General features: G+C 34.1%; 18 protein-coding genes, 1 tRNA gene and 1 other RNA gene. 5 read left to right on the top strand and 15 right to left on the bottom strand.

The window, feature by feature from the left end; genetic code table 11:
- Positions 1–10: 10 nt before the first annotated feature.
- Positions 11–574 (top strand): protein adenylyltransferase Fic, encoded by a 564-nt coding sequence (fic, locus tag L6651_RS08515; protein WP_237037497.1) that lies wholly within the window; start codon positions 11–13, stop codon positions 572–574.
- Between the two features lie 22 nt (positions 575–596).
- Here the strand turns inward: fic and L6651_RS08510 are convergent, their stop codons facing one another.
- Complete coding sequence (locus tag L6651_RS08510; protein WP_237037496.1) at positions 597–2,060, bottom strand: C69 family dipeptidase; 1,464 nt, start codon at positions 2,058–2,060, stop codon at positions 597–599.
- Positions 2,061–2,205: 145 nt separating this feature from the next.
- On the opposite strand from L6651_RS08510, the gene L6651_RS08505 reads away from it, so the two are divergent.
- Positions 2,206–2,406, top strand: a complete 201-nt coding sequence (locus tag L6651_RS08505; protein ID WP_237037495.1) for a YozE family protein — start codon at positions 2,206–2,208, stop codon at positions 2,404–2,406.
- A gap of 477 nt (positions 2,407–2,883) precedes the next feature.
- On the top strand, positions 2,884–3,828 hold the full coding sequence (locus tag L6651_RS08500; protein ID WP_237037494.1) for an Abi family protein: 945 nt from the start codon (positions 2,884–2,886) through the stop codon (positions 3,826–3,828).
- A gap of 268 nt (positions 3,829–4,096) precedes the next feature.
- Here the strand turns inward: L6651_RS08500 and L6651_RS08495 are convergent.
- The 4 genes from L6651_RS08495 to polA form a co-directional block, all read right to left on the bottom strand.
- Positions 4,097–4,182, bottom strand: a tRNA-Leu gene (locus L6651_RS08495).
- A gap of 5 nt (positions 4,183–4,187) precedes the next feature.
- Positions 4,188–4,832 carry a lytic transglycosylase domain-containing protein gene (locus L6651_RS08490; protein ID WP_237037493.1) on the bottom strand — a complete coding sequence of 215 codons (645 nt, stop codon included), beginning with the start codon at positions 4,830–4,832 and terminating at the stop codon, positions 4,188–4,190.
- Positions 4,829–5,437, bottom strand: coding sequence for a dephospho-CoA kinase (gene coaE / locus L6651_RS08485; RefSeq protein WP_237037492.1), 609 nt, complete (start codon positions 5,435–5,437; stop codon positions 4,829–4,831). The genes L6651_RS08490 and coaE overlap by 4 nt, the downstream gene beginning before the upstream one ends.
- A complete protein-coding gene (gene polA, locus L6651_RS08480; protein WP_237037491.1) occupies positions 5,424–8,072 on the bottom strand; it encodes a DNA polymerase I in 2,649 nt (882 codons plus the stop codon). Before polA ends, coaE begins: the two co-directional genes overlap by 14 nt.
- Positions 8,073–8,171: 99 nt before the next feature.
- Here polA and ssrA point away from each other — a divergent pair.
- Positions 8,172–8,520, top strand: a transfer-messenger RNA (tmRNA) gene (gene ssrA / locus L6651_RS08475).
- A gap of 191 nt (positions 8,521–8,711) precedes the next feature.
- On the opposite strand, the gene L6651_RS08470 is transcribed toward ssrA, so the two are convergent.
- From L6651_RS08470 to L6651_RS08435, 8 genes are all read right to left on the bottom strand, one after another.
- Entirely contained in the window at positions 8,712–9,557 is an 846-nt protein-coding gene (locus L6651_RS08470) for an aminoglycoside phosphotransferase family protein (protein WP_237037490.1), read from the bottom strand.
- A 117-nt stretch (positions 9,558–9,674) separates the two neighbouring features.
- Positions 9,675–11,021, bottom strand: a complete 1,347-nt coding sequence (locus tag L6651_RS08465) for a radical SAM protein (protein ID WP_237037489.1) — start codon at positions 11,019–11,021, stop codon at positions 9,675–9,677.
- 240 nt (positions 11,022–11,261) lie between these two features.
- Positions 11,262–12,968 carry a phosphoenolpyruvate--protein phosphotransferase gene (ptsP, locus tag L6651_RS08460; protein WP_237037488.1) on the bottom strand — a complete coding sequence of 569 codons (1,707 nt, stop codon included), beginning with the start codon at positions 12,966–12,968 and terminating at the stop codon, positions 11,262–11,264.
- Between the two features lie 72 nt (positions 12,969–13,040).
- Complete coding sequence (locus L6651_RS08455; RefSeq protein ID WP_237037487.1) at positions 13,041–13,301, bottom strand: HPr family phosphocarrier protein; 261 nt, start codon at positions 13,299–13,301, stop codon at positions 13,041–13,043.
- A 65-nt stretch (positions 13,302–13,366) separates the two neighbouring features.
- A complete protein-coding gene (locus L6651_RS08450) occupies positions 13,367–14,374 on the bottom strand; it encodes a LacI family DNA-binding transcriptional regulator (protein ID WP_237037486.1) in 1,008 nt (335 codons plus the stop codon).
- Positions 14,375–14,379: 5 nt separating this feature from the next.
- Entirely contained in the window at positions 14,380–15,279 is a 900-nt protein-coding gene (locus L6651_RS08445) for a diacylglycerol/lipid kinase family protein (protein ID WP_237037485.1), read from the bottom strand.
- A gap of 91 nt (positions 15,280–15,370) precedes the next feature.
- Entirely contained in the window at positions 15,371–15,811 is a 441-nt protein-coding gene (locus L6651_RS08440; protein WP_237037484.1) for a hypothetical protein, read from the bottom strand.
- A 27-nt stretch (positions 15,812–15,838) separates the two neighbouring features.
- Complete coding sequence (locus tag L6651_RS08435) at positions 15,839–16,405, bottom strand: YtxH domain-containing protein (RefSeq protein ID WP_237037483.1); 567 nt, start codon at positions 16,403–16,405, stop codon at positions 15,839–15,841.
- 344 nt (positions 16,406–16,749) lie between these two features.
- Here L6651_RS08435 and L6651_RS08430 point away from each other — a divergent pair, with 344 nt between their 5' ends.
- Positions 16,750–17,559 carry an NAD(+)/NADH kinase gene (locus L6651_RS08430; protein ID WP_237037482.1) on the top strand — a complete coding sequence of 270 codons (810 nt, stop codon included), beginning with the start codon at positions 16,750–16,752 and terminating at the stop codon, positions 17,557–17,559.
- Positions 17,560–17,637: 78 nt separating this feature from the next.
- On the opposite strand, the gene L6651_RS08425 is transcribed toward L6651_RS08430, so the two are convergent.
- Positions 17,638–18,444: a TPM domain-containing protein gene (locus L6651_RS08425; protein ID WP_237037481.1), complete on the bottom strand. Its 807-nt coding sequence runs from the start codon at positions 18,442–18,444 to the stop codon at positions 17,638–17,640.
- A gap of 4 nt (positions 18,445–18,448) precedes the next feature.
- Positions 18,449–19,039 (bottom strand): LemA family protein, encoded by a 591-nt coding sequence (locus L6651_RS08420; RefSeq protein ID WP_237037480.1) that lies wholly within the window; start codon positions 19,037–19,039, stop codon positions 18,449–18,451.
- Positions 19,040–19,081 lie beyond the last annotated feature (42 nt).

Below are 19,081 nucleotides of genomic sequence, written 5' to 3'. Positions count from 1 at the left end.
TGGTGAAATTATGCTAGATGAAGAAAAATTAAGTAAAAAAAGGGCTTTAGAACTTTGGGATAAAGATATAATTAAAAAAATCGAACCAGGTACATTAAAAGGTCTTCAAGATATTCACAAATATTTATTCCAAGATGTTTTTGATTTTGCTGGAGAAATTAGAAATGTAAATATTTCTAAGGGCAATTTTCGATTTGCTCCAATGCTTTTTTTAAATGACAATTTGAAAATAATTGAAAAGATGCCACAGAATACATTCGATGAAATAGTTGATAAGTATGTGGAAATGAATGTGGCCCATCCTTTTAGGGAAGGCAATGGCCGTTCAATGAGAATTTGGCTAGATATAATGCTTAAAGACAGCATTGGTCAATGTGTAGATTGGGAAAAAATAGATAAATATTCCTATTTAAGTGCAATGGAGCGTTCTCCAGTTAACTCTTTAGAGCTAAAACATCTACTTAAAAGTGCACTAACAGAAGACATAAAGAATAGAAATGTATATATGAGAGGAATACAACAGTCCTATTATTATGAAGGCCTGGATAAAATAGACCTTGATGAAATAAACTAAAAGAGCCCCTATGGGCCCTTTTTTAGTTATCACTTCTTGAGAAGGCATTCTTCATATTATTTGACGCTATATATAAAACTTTGTCTAAAAGTTTATTAGTTTCTCCTTCTGTGAAGTCAGAAATTTCTTGGTTTGCCTTTTCTAAAACTTCATGTAGAGCGTCGCCTTTTAAATCTTTTTCCTTTACTTCTCTATCTGTCTTTATAAGCATTTCGTGGGACTTTGCCATAATCTTTTGATTATATCTTTCCACTTCTACTATTGCATCACTATAGTGTGCATCCACAAGCGCGCCAATAAGTCTATTTGTCCAGTAGAAGTTATTTGTAGTTACAGTATTTGAATCGTCTGCGAAGTAGTCTGGAGTTGTTCTTACATTTGCATAAAGGGCAACTGCAGAGTTAAATGCATTTGATCCAAGGGCATGCCATTCCACAACTTTGTTTCCTTCGCCAATATATGGTCTGATTTGAGTAAACACAGTAACATTATTTCTATTAATTCCTATAGGTCTGTACTTGCCCCTCTTTTCTCCCTTGCCATAGGAACTAAATTCTGTTCCTTGGTAGTAGTATGAAAGTACATATTTCATGTCCTCGATTGTAATTTTTCTTTCAGGTACCATTGCCCATGGTAAGTCTAAATCTTCAGGTGTAAAGTCTGCATCAACTCCATCCCATACAAAGGATCTTGGATTGAAATGTCTTAACATACCCCAAGCCCTTGGTGTGTTATAAACTCTGTCAGAGTCTTCTCCAGAGCCATATGCAAATCTTGGATTAAAGTCGTCGTCCTTATTTAAATTAAGATGATGTTCTTCAGTCCATTCCTTTAAGTCTTCACAGCACATAAAGTTTTCCTTCTTGCCATATGCATCTTCAAAGTCAAAGTAGTCTATACCAAGTTGATTAGGCATAACTACATAGCAGTCATCAGGAACACGACTTGCCATCCAGTGATGTCCGCCAATTGTTTCAAGCCACCATATTTCATCTTCATCTTGAAAGGCAATTCCATTTGATTCATAAGTTCCATGTTCTTCCAAAAGTTTTCCAAGTCTTTCAACACCTTCTCTGGCAGATGAAATATATGGAAGCACAACAGTTACAAAGTCTTCTTCCCCAAGTCCACCTTCCTTTTTGTCTTTATTGTTTATTAAAAGTGGATCCGCACCTAAAACCCTTGGATTTGTAGTAATGGTTTCAGTTGCAGTCATTGAAATATTTTTTGAATTAGTTCCATTGCATCCCCAAATTCCCTCTGAAAGATCTGAATTTGGATGGGCAGTATATCTAAGTGGATTGTCCGGAAGATCAAACTCACATTCTGAAATTACAGATTTATATCTTTTAGGTTGATCCTTAGGTTCAACCACAATAAATCTCTTCGCATTATATTCCCCTGAAGGTGAATCTTCACTTCTTGTAACTATAGTTGAGTTATCATAAGAAGCATTTTTACCTACAAGTAAAGTTGTACAAGCCATAATCGTCCTCCTTTTAAATAATTTTTCTGTACACTTACAGTTTACTCCTAAAAATTGCAGATGTAAATTATGATAACAATTATTAAATCAATTTTTATTTTTTTACTTTACCATGATATAATATCATTAATAGGAGGTGTTCATTTTGAACAAAATTAATTTTAAAAATTGGGTGGCAGAAAATTCAAAAGAAGAATTTAGTGAACTTGTAAAACTAATAGAATCAGACTCTAACTTTCCAGAGGATGATAATAAAGATTCAATCTTAATCTATTTAAGAGTTAAAAACATAAGCCCTGAAGTTTTAGAAGAATTTGAAAAGGCTTGGGAAGAATATTCTAAATAAAAATACTCCAGTGACCAATGGTTGCTGGAGTGCTTTGTAATACGCGAAAAGAACTATACAATTCATAAGGAAAATAGTCCTTTTTAGAATACAACCTTCGAAGCTTAATATGATGGAAGTTTATGATATAGTAACATTTAATGATGAATGTTATAACTTTAGTGCAAAAGACAATACAAAGTCAAATCTAGAATTATATTTAAACCAGAATCAACTTCCTCTGTTTTTACAGACATGGTATATTACTTAGCAAAAGAAAATGTTGAGATAATAGGAAAAGTTGTAATGTATAACGTAATATTGCAAGAAATTTATTTAATGAAAAACTATCTTTAGTTTAAGAAAACTTGTATAAGATCTAAGAAAACTTGTAAAATTTTCAAATTAATCATATAATGGAGTTAGAGATTAGCATCATACTTCCCAAGGGAACATGCGTGCGGAAATACCCTCCATTATTATGGGGGGTATTTTTTTATGAAACCATTTAAAACACTAGATGAACAAATTGAAATATTAGAAGACAGAAATATATTATTTACAAACAAAGAAGAAGCAAAAGTTTATCTGTTGCATAACAATTACTACAATATTATCAACTGCTATAGTAAATATTTCTTATCTTCCAACGGGAAATACATAGATGGTACTGATTTTAAAAATATAATTGATGTGCACCATTTTGATAAAAATATTAAAACAATATTTTTCACATATCTAATAGAGTCCGAAAAAACCTTTAAGTCTATTTTTGCATATAGATATAGTGAATACTTCAAAGATATTAGATATCCATATTTGGATATTAATAACTATGATACCGATAAAATTTTGGATGTTTCAAAATTCATATCCCAATTATCAAATATTATATCAAATAATATTAAGCAAAAGAACAATTCGATAGAACACTATGTTTTGAAACACGAAGATGTACCTATGTGGGTTTTAGTAAACAACTTGACCTTTGGGCAAACTTCTAAGTTATATTCATATATGCCCATGAGTCTTAAAAATAGAATAGCAAAAGATCTTTCTTATTTTCTTAAAGTTAATACAACTTGTGAAAAAGTGATATTGGAATCTGTTCAACTAGAATCTTATTTAATAAACTTGGTTGAATTAAGAAATAAAATAGCCCATAACAACAAAATTATAGATTATAAATTTAGAAACCATAATAGATTTAATTCTTTTATGCACGAATCTTACGGAGTGTTAAAAGACTCCCCAAGAAACGACATATTCAATGCCTTTATTACAATGAAATGTTTTTTATTGGACCAAGAATTTAAGCAATTAAATAATTCAATTAGTAAAAGGTTTAGAAAATTAGAAAGAAAAATCAATCCTTTAGCATACAACAAAATTGTAAATGATTTGGGATTTACAGAGAGATTACCAAAGATAGAACAAAAATAAGTATAATAAAAAGTCCCCTACTAGTTGCAGCTAAAATAGGAATGGTAAAGAGTATAATCGGAGAAAAACAAATAATAGTAACATAGTCTAAATAAAATTATAGAAGGGACTTAACATAAAACATTATTTATATACAACTAATGCCCAGTACAAGACTGGGCATTTATTATTTTATTTTTATATCAGTTTGTCTGGTAGCAACCAGGTAGCAAACAATTGACCCTTTTCGCACACTCCAATCGCTTGAAATAGCCACTTACAAGGTCTATGGTGCAGAGGAAGGGATTCGAACCCTCACGAGAATTTCCCACTACCCCCTCAAGATAGCGTGTATACCAGTTCCACCACCTCTGCTTAGTTTAAAAGTTTCTCTTAAACTCCTTTAACTGTCTTCCATAGTTGTTAAGCCAGTTTTTAAAATCCTTATGCATTCCATCTTTAAGTTCTTTGTCTTCGTAGAATGTTTTATAAATTTCGTAGTTCTTCTTTACTTTTACATCGTAGTATCTGGCTTCGTCTATTGGAATATTTTCAAATCCTTCTCCACCTTTTCCAACTATTCCCTTGTCAAGCCACTCTTGCACATTTCCCATACCTCCATTATAGGCGATTATGGCAAGGTCTGTGTCTCCAAAGTGGTTTAGTAGGTAGGACAGATAATATGTTCCTAGTTTTATATTGGTATCTGGATCTTGTAACATCTCTTCTGTGTATTCAATGCCCATCTTTTCACAAATCCATTGTGAAGTCTTTGGAATAAGTTGCATTAATCCAACTGCATTCATGTGTGACTGTGCCTTTTCGTTAAAGTTACTTTCAACTTTTATAACTGAAAGCACCAACAGTGGATCCACCGCATACTCTTCACTATATTTTTTTATCTCTTCCACATGTTCCACAGGTCTTGTACTAGTTCCATATGCAACAACTGCAAAGGATGCAAGTATCCCAACTATTAGTATGGCAATTATAAATTTTAACAGTCCTTTGAAAAATTTTTTCATAATAATTTCTCCTCTATTAAAAAGAGTTTAAGTTCCCTCTGAGTTTCTTGTAAGCTCTTCTCATTATAAATTATTTTCAGTGGTTTTTGTTTAAATTTTCTCCAAATATCGTTCACCGAAATAATCTTTTCCGCTTCCTCAAGGGAAATATCTTGTCTTTTCATTAATCTTTCTATTTGTGTATCTTTCTTACAATCAACAGAAATTATATCATAAAGAAGGCTATTTTGTAACCTCTCCTCTATTAGAGAGTATAGTGGTATCTCGAAAAAATATGCCTCATGTCTGTTTTCATTTCCCAATGAGATTATCTCTCTTATTACCATGGGATGAATTAGATTTTCAAGTTCTAATCTTTTCTCTTTTTCATCAAATAGATATTTTGAAAGTTTTTTTCTGTCAACATGTCCTCTTCTATCTAAAACATCTCTTCCGTCAAATATTTTTGCAATTTCAATGGCAACCTCTTTTCTTTCATAGAGTTCATGAACTATTTCATCTGCACTGAAGGTTTTAAATCCATTTTCTCTTAAGAAGTTCATCACAGTGGACTTGCCAGAGCAAATTCCCCCTGTGATGATGTAATTTTTTTTATTTTGATTCATACCAACTATTTCCTGTACTGATGTCAACTTTTAAATCCACATCCAGATTAACTGCATTTTCCATTAAATCTCTTAAAAGCTCCTTCACTTCATCAAGCTCATCGTTATAAGCGTCTATAATAAGTTCGTCATGCACTTGAAGTACAAGCTTACTCTTAAGATTTCTCTTTTTAAGTTCGTTGTGAACTGAAATCATGGCAAGTTTTATAATGTCCGCCGCGGAACCCTGTATAGGAGTATTAAGTGCAATTCTTTCTCCAAAGGCTCTGATGTTGAAGTTTTTTGACTTAAGCTCTGGAATATATCTTCTACGGTTCATAATTGTGTGAACATATCCCATATCTTTTCCCTGTTCTACAATATCTTCCATATATTTTTTAATTCCCTCATAGGTATTTAAATAGTTATCGATATACTTTCTCGCTTCTTTACGTGTTATATTTAAATCCTGTGACAAACTAAAGTCTCCAATGCCATAGACGATCCCAAAGTTTACAGCCTTTGCATTTGATCTGTCCAGAGCTGTTACCTTGTCCAGGTCCACATGGAACACTTCCGACGCAGTCTTTGCGTGAATGTCCACTCCCTCTTTGAAGGACTCAAGCATAACTTCGTCCTGTGCTAAATGTGCCAGCACCCTAAGTTCGATTTGTGAATAGTCCGCATCTACTAAAGTATTTTCATCTCCAGAAATAAAGGCCTTTCTAATTAGACGGCCCTCTTCCGTTCTAATAGGAATATTTTGTAGATTCGGGTCGATGGAGCTTATTCTTCCTGTAACTGCAATTGTCTGTGTGAAGGTTGAATGAATTCTTCCATCCTCTGATATTAGTTTTGACAGTCCTTCAACATAGGTTGACTGAAGTTTCTTTATGCTTCTAAAACGAAGCACCTTCTCTATGATTTCGTGTTCGCCTTTTAGTTTCTCCAGCACTTCCACATTTGTGGAATAACCTGTCTTGGTTTTCTTTATTACAGGAAGGCCCATCTTTTCAAATAATATTTCACCCAGTTGCTTAGGGCTATTTACATTAAATTCTTCCCCTGCATCATCGTGAATGGACTTTTCAAGTTCTTCTATTTCGCTATTAAACTTCTCTCCTAGTTCGTCAAGGTATTCCCTATCCACTTTAAATCCAACATTTTCCATGTCTGCTAAAACTTTTACAAGTGGATTTTCTATGTCATAAAAGAGTTTATCCATGTCCCTTTCTTTAATAATATCTAAAAGCGGCTTTCTTAAATCTTCACAAACTGAAATAAAACTTGAAATGTATTCATCTAATTCCTTATCTTCAACTTCATTTAAAGCCTTTTTCTTTGCTCCCTTACCAAAAACTTCCTCTTCAGATTTTATATTTCTATTAAGGTACTGGTCACAAGTCTTATTAATTTCGTAGTTAGTGTTTGAAGGATCAATTAAATATTCCATTATGGAAATATCTTCGTACTCAAAGTCTATTTCAATTCCATTTCTCAAAAGATAATAGAGATCTGATTTTATATGGTAGGACAAAAACTTTTTATCCTTTGATGAGAAAAGCTCTTTAAATTCACTTAGCTCCTTTTCATCCTTTAATTCATAAATTAAAACTTCATCTTTGTCTTCGCCTTTAAGGGCAATATATTCAGGATTGCTGTGAATATAGTTATCCCCATTGTAAAACATATGGAAAGTTATATTTTTTTCATCAGAAAGCTCTTTCACTATTTCAGAAGTAGAAGAAACTCTCTTTGAAAGAAAAGCTTTTTCAAACTTTACTTCCTTTTCAGTTCCAGGAAGCTCCTTTAAAAAGGAATTAAATTCAAGTCTTTCGAAAATCTCCCTTGTCTTTTCCACATTTGGTTCTTGAACAACATAATCGTCAAGTTCTCTCTCAACTGGCACTTCAGTAAAGATGGTTCCAAGCTTCTTACTTAAAAATGCCATGTCTTTATTTTCAGTTAGATTTTTCTTAAGTGCCTTTCCAGAAATATTTTCAATATTTTCATAAACTTCTTCGATGCTCTTATATTCCTTAATCAGTTTTAGGGCAGTCTTTTCTCCCACTCCAGGCACACCAGGGATGTTGTCGGAGCTATCTCCCATTAGTCCCTTTACATCAATTAATTCAATCGGCGTTACGCCATATTTTTCCTTTACTTCCTCAATGCCAAATCGTTTTGTTTGAGTTATTCCCTTTACGGTTAATATTACATTTACATTTTCATCTATTAATTGCAAGTAGTCCCTGTCGCCCGTAACTAAAAGTACTTCGTATCCCTCTTTAGATGCTTTTTTTGAAAGGGTTCCCGCAATATCATCTGCCTCATAGCCAGACTCTTCCTCATAACACACATTCATGGCCTGTAAAATGTCTTTCAATATGCCAAACTGTGAAGACAGTTCAGAAGGAGCCTTGTCACGATTGGCCTTGTAGTCCTTGTACTCTTCAACCCTAAAGGTCGGTCCCGACTTGTCAAGCACCACGGCAATATGATCAGGCTTATACATATCTATGGCCTTGTAGTACATTGACAAAAATCCATACACGCCATTTGTAAAAATTCCGTCCTTAGTAGTTAAATGTCTTATTGCATAAAAGGCTCTAAAGATTAAACTTGAGCCATCAATTATCATAAATTTTTTCTTCATATAATCCTCCAATTATCTCTATTATATAATATGTTGACGATTAAAGAAAATCCTCTAACATTGACTTTTACTGACTTTAAAGCTATAATTAATTTATACGGGGATGAACCTGGTTTCGACGGGGATACTGAATTCGGAATAGCGAGTCGTTTTCGTCTACAAACGTAAAAAAAGGACAACTAAATATAAACGCTGAAGATAATTTAGCATTAGCTGCCTAGTATGGCGGTAGTCCGCCTTGGCTTTCTCGCAGTCCAAGGCCTGACTTCAAATTTAGCGAGACACTGATTCAAGTTCGTTTCGCCTTGAATTAAGTATTAGAAACTACCTATTACATGTATTTGCTTGTTGTTTAGTGTAGTAGGGAACAAAACACAATAAGCTGCACTCGGAGAATTTCCCTTGGATGTATTTTCGGACAGGAGTTCGACTCTCCTCATCTCCACCATTAAAATCTACAAGAATTTGTAGTGATACAGAACAGTTTAAAATAGCTGTTCTGTTTTTATTTTGTTTGTACTTAAAGTCTAACGGAGTATATATTAATAAAAAAAGTTGGCATAAAGTTGGCACAAGAGTTGGTAGAAAGTTGGTAGAATACTTATAATTTACAAAAAAAGCAGGGTCTCCCCTGCCATATTACTTCCTATACCAATTTGGATAGATATCTGTAAAGTCGTCATACATCTCTAATATTCTATCAACTTTTTCATTTATTCTTTCATGATTTATACTTTCATGGTCTTCAAACTCATCATAAAGATATTCCACTATTGTATAAACGGCCATGGTCTTAAAAAATAAAATCGTGGAACCATCTTTAAAATATCCCTTTATCAAGCCATTAACATAATCCAAATCTTCACTTTTCAAAAAATTTAAATTTTTAAACTGAAAATATGGATCAGCCATTTGTCCAAAAGTTAAATCTACATTTGAAAGCCTTCCTTCATCATCGAGATTGATATTTAAAACATCTTGAAGCCCCAATAACAAGCTTGGCTTTCTGTCTGAAATCAAATATTTATTTTCATTTAAATAGTCTAAGATGATGTAGTCCTTTGGCCCTTCGTGCTTTGACATATAGTAGTTGTGTAAAAGTAAAACTATTCTGTGGTCAAAGTTTTTCTTCCATTCATCATCCCTGTTTTGAAACTCACCATGAAAGTCTCTCAAAAACTTTCCAAGTTCTTCACCAATTTCAAAACTCTTTTCCTTTAATGGACTTCCCTCTTTCCACATCAAAAAGTTTTCGTCTTCCGAAAGTTTTCCATAAAGAAACTTTGGCGCAAGTTTATTATTTTCAAATAAACTTTTCATCCTTTCAATCTTTTCATCCAAATCATCTCCTGAAAAAATTTTTAAGATAAATTTCTCGTTGGAGTTTAATAGGATTTCATATTGATTTTTGTCTAATTCTCTAATATTTTTGATGTCATCTATATTGTAATTTTTTAAAGTTTTTATCAAATTTTGTTCTTTCATTTTCAAGCCCCCTATGTATGAGGAATACAACTTAATCTTAACATATTATTAAACTATTTCAAATAAAAAGAACCGAACATGTCGGCTCTTCTTTAAATGTTTAATTGTAGATTAAGTTTATTTTGTTTTGGCTTCTTCCTTACCATGACTTTCATTCCAAAGTTTGTCAGCTGTTGGAGCCCAAGCCTTTGCCGCTTCTAAAGTCTTTTTACTTAATTCATCAACATCTTCAGGCGCTTCCATATCCGTTGATTTTGCATTTGATTCATGCACCATACCTGAAAGTTTACCCGGGTTATCAAGTAGTGGGCAAGGTCTTAGAAGATTGTCGTTAAAAGGTTGTCCCTTTTGATACTGCATGAACAAGTCTGATTGAAGACATTCTATTAGACTGTGTTCCTTTATATTCATGTTTGAATAGTGAATGAATGCACAAGGTTCAACATCGCCATTTGCATTTATATGAAGATAATACTTCCCACCTGCAATACATCCATTTACAAATTCACCATCATTCCAGAAGTCTATTGTGAAGATAGGTTTTGTCTTTCTGTATCCTCTTATTTTATGATACATCTTTTCCCTTTGTTCAGGAGTTACCATAAGTTCCGGTGTTGAATTTATACCAATTGGCATAAATGTAAAGAACCAGGCAAACTTAGCTCCCTTTTCAACAAGCCAGTCAAAGTATTCTTCACTGCTTAGTGAGTCCACATTGGTCTTTGTGTAGCAACATGACGCACCAAAAGGCAATTTGTATTTCTTTAAAATATCCATTGCATTTTCTATTTGTTTAAAAACGCCCTTTCCCCTTCTTGAGTCAGTTGCCTCTTCAAAGCCTTCAACGGAAATTGTAGGAATAAAGTTTTTAACCCTTAACATTTCCTTGGCAAAGTCTTCGTCAATCAAGGTTCCATTTGTAAACGATATAAATATACAGTCTTGATGTTCTTCGCAGAGTCTTATAATTTTCTTCTTAGCAACCATCGGCTCTCCACCGGAAAATAGGTATACGTAGATTCCAAGCTTCTTACCTTGCTCAACAATGGAGTTTAATGTCTCATATTCTAAGTTAAGTCTGTTTCCATATTCACTTGCCCAACATCCAATACATTTTAAATTACATCCACTGGTTGGGTCCATAAGAATGGTCCACGGAATACTACATCCATATTTTTTCATAAGCTTAGGTCTCTTATCAGCCCATTCCAAATATCCATTGATAAAGAAGTTTTCAATAAGCGTCTTTCTAACTTCGTCATCAATATCAGTCCATAGGGATTCAATTAACTTATACCAATTTGAATCCTTATCCATGGCAAACTCTTTTATCTTTTTATACTTTTCGTCCTTTTCAACATTTGGAAGAAAGCGTTCTGCATTTTCTATTAATTTTGGAATACTTTCCTCCGGATCTGAGTTCACATAAGAAATTAATTGTTTTGCTGCAAATTTTTTTAACATAATATCCCTCTTTCTTGAAATTAAAACGAAAACCTTATCATCTTTATAATCCAAGTCTGCAACACGATAAATTGAATAATCTATGTATCTTTTTTTAATAGTTGCTATCAGTTTTGCATTTAAAAATATTGATGTTCTCGTTTATATTGTTATTTTATTTCATTATACCATATTTTAGTATGTTATAAAAGCTAATTCAATATTTTTTTATAATTAAAAAGGCCTGCCTAGGCAAGCCATCTATCTTTGGGTTTCTTTTTTTATTCTTTTTTCAATTTCCTCTGTAGTTGTTAAACTTATTATTTCATTTGAAAACTCTTCTGCTTCTTTTAAAGAGGTGTTTCTTATAATATCTTTTATCTTTGCAACCTTTGGTCCAGGCACCGAAAATTCGTCAAGGCCCATACCAAGTAACATCTTAGTTGCTTTTTCATCTCCTGCAAAGCCTCCACACATTCCTGTCCATTTGCCATGTTCATGGGATATGTCTATAACTCTTTTTATCATTCGAAGAACTGCCTTATTATAAGTTGAATAAAGATTTGAAATTTTTTCATTTCCCCTGTCAACTGCCAGCACATATTGTGTTAGGTCATTGGTTCCAATACTAAAGAAGTCCACATATTTTATTAAATCGTCTGCAATTATACTTGAAGCCGGCGTTTCCACCATAATACCTACTTCTATATCTTCATTAAACTCTTCCTGCCTTTTCCTTAAATCACTCTTTACTTTTTCAAGAATTTCATTAAATTTAATTATTTCATCAACGGAGATAACCATTGGAAGAAGTATCTTTACATTGCCATGTTTTGACGCCCTAAGAATTGCCCTAAGCTGTGTTTCAAAAACGTCACACATATCAAAACAAATTCTAAGGGCTCTCCATCCTAAAAATGGATTGTCCTCTTGAGGGAACTCAAAGTATGAAAGGGACTTATCTCCACCAATATCCAGTGTTCTTATAACTAAAGTGTTTCCTTTTAGTAGTTCTGCCGCCCTTTTATACACTTTAAACTGTTCCTCTTCCGTAGGAAAGTGAGTATTGCCCATGTATAAAAACTCCGTTCTAAAAAGTCCAACAGAACTTGCACCCTTTTCAATTCCATCTTCAAGGTCCTCAATATTTCCAATATTAACTGCAACTTCCACTTTTTTTCCGTCCGGGGTAATAGAGTCTTCGTTTTTATACTTCTCAAGTCTTTCCTTTTCTTCCTTTTGCTCCTGTATTAGTTTTTTATATTCTTCAACGGTCTTTTCGTCAGGGTTTACAATAAGTTGTCCCTTGTAGTCATCAATTATAATTAAGTCCCCGTCCTTAACAACCTTTGTAACATTTTTCATTCCCACCAGTGCCGGAATGCCCAATGTCTGTGCAATTATGGAAGTGTGGGCAGTCTTTCCCCCTAGGTCCATACAAAAACCAATAACATTGTCCCTGTCCATTACCGATGTGTCCGTTGGAGTTAACTCCTGTGCAACAATTATGCTATCCTTTGGCAGTGGAAATAATTTTTGTGGCTTTACTCCCTTTAATATATGAAGAAGCCTCTCCCCAATGTCTTTGTAATCTACAGCACGCTCTTTTAAATATGGATCGTCCAAGCCCTCAATAGTAGAAACCATTTCTGAAATGGAATTTACTAAAGCACTTTCCACATTCTCTCCTACATCAATCTTTCCATTGACAGTGTCAATTAGATATGGGTCATCAAGCATTCCAATATGGGCTTCAACAACATTTCTTTGAGCATCGGTATCGGTTTCTAAATTACTTAAATATTCACGGTAATCATCTAATGCATCTGTAAATTTATTTTTTTCTTCAGGTATTTCATTTTCGTCAATCTTTTTATTGCTCACTTCAAGTTTGTCCTTAATAAAGAGATATGCTCTTCCTAAAACAACTCCCTCTGACGCAACAATACCCTTTAATGTATTTGCCATATTTCACCTCAATTAGCTTTGCCAAGTAAAAAAATAAAGGATGATAAACATCCTTTAAATATATATTACTTTTTACTCTGCTAAGTTTTCTATGAACTCAACAAGCTTGTCTAAGTTTTCTTGTTCGTTTTCACCTGAAACTCTTACGGTAATTTCAGAACCCTTTGAAACACCTAGTGCCATAACGTTGAAAATACTCTTAGCATTTGCAGTTTTTCCATCTTTAATAAGCTCTACAGTGCCTTCAAAATTTTTAACAAATTGAACTAATGATGCAGCAGGTCTTGCATGTAAACCTGTTTCATTTTTTACAACTAAGGTTTTTTCTACCATTTTTTCCTCCTAAAATTTATCCTTATAATTAGTCTATCACTTGATTTATAAATTATCAACAATAACTAATTTAAATCCTTTACCGTTTCCCTAACAATTAAACTGCTTGGAAGAATTGTAACCTTATCCATGTCTTCCTTATCCTTAAGATTTTTTATAATCTTTCTTACGGCTACGGCGCCATAATCATAATAAGGCTCCCTAACAGTTGTAAGTCTTGGTCTATATAGAGAAGCTGTTTTTATATCTCCAAAGCCAGCCACAGAAATGTCTTCAGGAACATTTTTGTTATTGTCATAGCAATAGTTTAAAAATCCTATGGCAAGTTCATCTTCAGAGAAGAAACAAGCCGTTATGCCTTCCCTTTCAATTACTTCCCAAATCTCTTCACCATGATTATAACCTTCTCTGTCGGTTACACCATCTACAGAAATTTCAAATGATTTTAAATTATTTTCCTTTACAACTTCGTTATATCCCTTTGATTTTTCAAGGCCAATCTTGGCATTACTGTATTCCTTGATGAATAAAATATTCTTATGACCTTTTTCAATTAAGAATTCAGTCATGTCCTTTGACGCCTTAACATAGTCCACATTTACTGAATATGTGTCGTCAGTGTCGTAGAACTTGTCTAGGTGCATAAATGGAGCCTTGTGGCTGTTTAACATATAAACAAGCTCTGGGTTGGCATCTTCAGAAACAAGAATAATACCTTCAACTTGCTTAGTGAACATAAAGTTTATAATTTTTTTCGCCAAGTCCAAGTCGCCATAAAAACTGGATAGAAGAATGTCATAATTATACATTCTACCAACTTCTTCAATTCCCCTAACCATTTCGGTCATATGGGAAATGGCTATGTCTTTTACGACAACGCCAATAAGATTAGATCTTCTCATAACTAAAGATCTTGCTAGTTCATTTGGTTTGAAATCTAGTTTTTCAATTGCATCAAGAACTTTTCTTCTCGACTCTGGGCTTACTGGTTTTGAGTCATTCATTACCCTAGAAACTGTGGAAATAGAAACTCCCGCCAGTTTTGCCACATCTTTTATTGTAGGTGATGACAATTTCTTCACTCCTTTATATTTGTAAAAACTTTTAGTTTATAGTCTGCGACTTTAATATCAATAGGCGTTGTACCAAAGGCCTCTCCATCAATATCCAGCTCCACCGGTTGTTCCGACTCCACATGTATGTCCTTAGCGTGGAAGTAAACAACCCTATCGTCCTCCACATGCTCACCAGAGAATATTTTGAAAAATATTGAGGCCACATCTCTCACATTGCCTGTGTCTTTTATGATTATTACATCTAAGTAACCATCTGTAACTAATGCCTTAGGGGCTATTTTAGAAAATCCCCCAATGGAAGATGAATTTGATACGAGAAACACTAAAGCGTTGTCTTCATATTTTACTCCATCCACTGTGTAGGTCATCCTAAATCCAGAAGATAATGCATCGGGAACAGCCTTTGCACCCTCCGCATAGTAGGCAAGTTTCCCAAAAACCGTCTTCAATGCCTTGTCGGTTTCATGGGCGATGCTTGCAATCTTTCCACCAGCTGCCACATTTACAAAATATTTATCATTTGCCTGCCCCAAGTCCACTGGAATATAAAAATCGTTTTTTATAAGTCGTACCAGGTCTCTTGTAAATCCATTTAGTCCAAGATATGTAGCGAAATCGTTTACAGTACCCGTAGGATAAATACCTAATTTCATGGAACTTTTCGACTCTGCCATAGCATTTACGACTTCATTTACAGTACCATCTCCACCACAGGCAATTATTATATCAAAACCATCCTTATTAGCACTTATAGCTTCGTCATATGCACTGGATTCATTCATTGTTGGTGACAACTTCACCATATAATCTAAATCCAATAATTGTAGTGCCAAGTTATGTGCAGAGGTTTTTGATAATTGATGTCCCGAAGTGGGATTATATATTATTTTAATTTTTTGCACTATTCTCACCAATAAAATATTATCAAATATTTGAAAATTTATCAATAAGCATTAAAAAAAACAAAAGGAGAGCATAGCCCTCCTTTACATTCTATTTCTTAAAGATTGAAATCACAGAACTCAAGCTATCGAAAAATGCAGACTTAATGCTTCTAGATGGTGATGTGAATTTAGTTTTAATATTGTCAACTCCATCTACTACAGATTCTGCAACAAATTCAACTGTATGTGTAACATCAGAAACAACTCCATCAACATTTGATGATACATTTGATACAGAGTTTGTTATCTTTCTTACGTCTGGAGAAATGTCTTCAATCAATCTGTCTGATTTTCTTGTAATAAGCGAAACATTTTCTGTAGTTTCCCTTACACTGCGCAAAGAGGCATCAATATCATTACGGTTTCTTTCGATTGTGCTATTAATTTCTTTAATTGTTGCAACTAATTTGAACACAAACACCGTTAATGCTACAAGAAACGCCGCTAAGCACACATAAACCAAGATTAGAAAATATTGTGTTAAATCCATTATCTATTTCCTTTCTAATATCTTAGACTATTTGTTGTCTTTAGCTTCTTTTTCTACTTTATCAGCAGCTTTTGAAACTTTATCTCCTGCTTTTTTAGTGTCATGTTTTATTTCTTTAGAAGCTTCTTCAGTCTTTTCTGCAACCTTCTTACCAGCTTTTTCAGCCTTGTCAGCTACATCTTTACCAAGATCTTCAGCCTTGTCAGCAGTTTTGTCAGCAAAGTTTTGAGCCTTGTCAGATACTTCTCCTGCTACTTTTTCAAGTTCAGTGTATCCTTTATTTCTCATTTCGTCATATTTATCTTTAACGTCATCGCTAATCTCTTGAGTCTTTGTAGCAATAGCATCCTTTGCATTTCCGATTTCATCTGCTAATGCATCCTTTGTTTCTCTTGTATAATCAGCGATGTCCTTTCTAGTTTCCTTTCCTGATTTAGGTGCAAATAAAACACCAACAGCAAGTCCAGCTAATGCTCCAGCTGCTACAGTTGAAACTGATTTAAGTCCATCTTCTAATTGTTTTAATCTTAGTTCTGTTCTGATTTCTCTTTCTTTTTGTTTTCTCTTTTCATCAATGTAATCAATTATACTCATTTCTTACCTCCAAAAAATTTAAATTAAAAACCCTAGCGACTCCTGCAAAATAACAACCTTCAGTATGTGAAGGTGGGTTAACTGTCTTAAATCTCTGAAGTCCCCTCTTGGGGGCTTTCCATCAAAGTAAGAACTTCCGTCATCCCTTATAGTCAGTGTAGGTTTATATAACAGGACTTGTCACTAAGGCTACCTTTATTATATAAAATACAAGGTAGAATTTCAAATTCCTATTATATTTTTTTAATTTTTCTAACCCACTCTGTTTATATATACCCAAGGAAATCATTTTAAACATAATTTTTTGATTTCTGTTATAATTTAAATATTAGGAGGTAATACCTTTGAGTGAAAATAAAATTATAAATTTAATGACCAATGGTTCAGAAAAATCTCTAATCATTGCAGAAGAGTTAAAACATAAATTTGAAGCCCTAGGATATACGGCAAATTATGACATAGATGAAAATGCAGTTTTAAATATTTGCGTTGGAGGCGACGGAACTTTTTTAAGGGCAGTTCACAAAACCGGTTTTAGTAGCACACCATATGTAGGTATAAACACAGGAACCCTTGGATTTTTCCAAGAAATATCCGTTCTTGAAATAGATAAATTTATAAAAAACTTTGTTGCCGGTGACTACGACATGGAGAAGCTCGACCTGTTAGAAGGAAGAGTCTATTCTAGAGAACATAAGGAATATTTTCATAACGCACTAAATGAGTTTGTAATTAGATCTGAAGACACTTCTATAATCCATTTAGATGTGTTTATTGACGACAACCATCTACAGACCTTTGCAGGAGACGCACTTTTAGTTTCAACACCATCTGGCTCCACAGCCTATAACTATTCTGCCGGAGGTGCCGTGCTATACAGATCACTAAAGGGCTATCAACTTACGCCCCTTGCACCTATTAACTCCAAGGCCTATCGTTCGTTACTAAACCCATTGGTGTTACCAAGTGACTCTGTACTTACTTTAAAGAGACGTCCTGAGGACAAGGCTGGAACACTGGTTATTAACGACGGACTAAATGTACTATGCGACAACTTTGACAGCATAAAGATTAAGACTTCCGACAAGTGGATTAACAAATTACAATTTAACAACAACTGGTATTGGTTAAATATTAAAGACAAATTCATATAAGCTTACTAACGAGTTTCTAACATAATAGAAGCTCGTTTTTTTCATTAAAAAAGGAAGCCGTAGCTTCCCTATCTTTTATTAAAAACTTCTTCCTGCTCCTCCGCCTCCGCTGGAACCTCCTCCACCGGAAAAGCCTCCAAATCCACCTGAGCTTCTACCAGAACCTGAAGAGAATCCTCCATAACTTCTTGGGTAGTATCCTCTTCTATATCCTCTACCACGAGGTCCCCTTGGCCTTCTGTATCTTGAAAGGAGAATAAGTATTATAAAGATTAGAAGGATTACCCATCCATTCACCTCTTCAGAACTGTCCAGCCTGTCCATATACTTTTCATAATCTCCATCAAGCTCCACATCATACTCCAAAATAACCTGCGATATTACCGCTCTAAAGGTCTCTCTAAGAGCTTCGTCGAAGCTAGTTGGGTCGTCCCTGTTTATATTAGGAATAAAAAATTCATCTATAATTCGTCCAACCTTACCATCATTAAGCCTTCCTTCAAGGCCGTAGCCCGTTGAAATGTAGATAGAGTACTTGTCTGTAGTAGGTTCTTTACCTAGTAGTATAAGCACTCCATTATTAAGCTCTTTATCGCCTATGCCCCACTTTCTAAACATCTCAAGGGCATACTCTTCAACTGGGTACTGCTGTAGGTCATCCACCGTTGCAACAACAACCTGTGCCTTGGTCTTTCCGTGAAGTTCTATATTGGTCTTTAGTATTTCACTTTTTAAATCTTCTGAAATAACTCCCATTTCATCGTAATAGTAGAACTCCTTTGTGGGACTTGGCAAATTTAGTTTTGCAAAGCTCGATGTAGTTGAAAAAATTATTGTAAGGACGAGAAGGATAGGAAAAAATCTTTTAAATTTTCTATCCTTCATAATATTATCCAATCACGTTTATAACTTTGTAACCAAAGTTAACTGATGGCGCATTTTCTGCACCAGGATCTGCTTCAAAGTATTCCCTTGGTAAAAATCCTAACATCTTTGCAAAGATATTTGTAGGAAATCTTCTAACCTTGCTGTTAAAAGTCTTAACAACGCCGTTGTAGTCTTTTCTTGCTACGGCAATTCTGTTTTCAGTTCCCGCAAGTTCATCTTGAAGTTGAATAAAGTTTTGATTTGCCTTTAAATCAGGGTAAGCTTCAACAACCACATTGATGTCGCCAATGGCTCTAGTAAGTTCTGCATTTGCTTCAGAAAGTTCCTTAGGTCCATTTGCTTCATTTACCTTTGCCCTTGCTTCAGTTATCTTTGTAAGAGTTTCTTGTTCATGACTTGCATATCCCTTAACAGTATTTACAAGGTTTGGAATTAAATCTGCCCTTCTTTGAACGGCTGTTTGTAAATCTGCATAAGAATTGTTTACCTCTTCGTCAAGTCCTACAAGTCCATTGTATGTGCTAAATGCTCCAATTGCCAAAATAGCAACTATAATAACAATTGCAAGCACTCCTCCGCCAGCTTTTTTCATGTTATCACTCCTTTTTCTAATCAATTTAGGTTCATACCTATA

Source organism: Mediannikoviicoccus vaginalis (assembly GCF_928097925.1).
GTDB classification, from domain to species: Bacteria; Bacillota; Clostridia; order Tissierellales; family Peptoniphilaceae; genus Mediannikoviicoccus; species Mediannikoviicoccus vaginalis.
Note: the sequence above shows the minus strand (reverse complement) of the source record. Positions and strands in the feature narration are given on the sequence as shown.

Bases quoted from the DNA above. Each gene is read 5' to 3' on its own strand.
- L6651_RS08435 (WP_237037483.1), bottom strand. From the start codon at position 16,405: ATGAGTATAATTGATTACATTGATGAAAAGAGAAAACAAAAAGAAAGA.
- L6651_RS08490 (WP_237037493.1), bottom strand. From the start codon at position 4,832: ATGAAAAAATTTTTCAAAGGACTGTTAAAATTTATAATTGCCATACTA.
- L6651_RS08440 (WP_237037484.1), bottom strand. From the start codon at position 15,811: ATGGATTTAACACAATATTTTCTAATCTTGGTTTATGTGTGCTTAGCG.
- ptsP (WP_237037488.1), bottom strand. From the start codon at position 12,968: ATGGCAAATACATTAAAGGGTATTGTTGCGTCAGAGGGAGTTGTTTTA.
- polA (WP_237037491.1), bottom strand. From the start codon at position 8,072: ATGAAGAAAAAATTTATGATAATTGATGGCTCAAGTTTAATCTTTAGA.
- L6651_RS08510 (WP_237037496.1), bottom strand. From the start codon at position 2,060: ATGGCTTGTACAACTTTACTTGTAGGTAAAAATGCTTCTTATGATAAC.
- L6651_RS08465 (WP_237037489.1), bottom strand. From the start codon at position 11,021: ATGTTAAAAAAATTTGCAGCAAAACAATTAATTTCTTATGTGAACTCA.
- coaE (WP_237037492.1), bottom strand. From the start codon at position 5,437: ATGAATCAAAATAAAAAAAATTACATCATCACAGGGGGAATTTGCTCT.
- L6651_RS08500 (WP_237037494.1), top strand. From the start codon at position 2,884: ATGAAACCATTTAAAACACTAGATGAACAAATTGAAATATTAGAAGAC.
- L6651_RS08455 (WP_237037487.1), bottom strand. From the start codon at position 13,301: ATGGTAGAAAAAACCTTAGTTGTAAAAAATGAAACAGGTTTACATGCA.
- fic (WP_237037497.1), top strand. From the start codon at position 11: ATGCTAGATGAAGAAAAATTAAGTAAAAAAAGGGCTTTAGAACTTTGG.
- L6651_RS08425 (WP_237037481.1), bottom strand. From the start codon at position 18,444: ATGAAGGATAGAAAATTTAAAAGATTTTTTCCTATCCTTCTCGTCCTT.
- L6651_RS08420 (WP_237037480.1), bottom strand. From the start codon at position 19,039: ATGAAAAAAGCTGGCGGAGGAGTGCTTGCAATTGTTATTATAGTTGCT.
- L6651_RS08470 (WP_237037490.1), bottom strand. From the start codon at position 9,557: ATGAAAGAACAAAATTTGATAAAAACTTTAAAAAATTACAATATAGAT.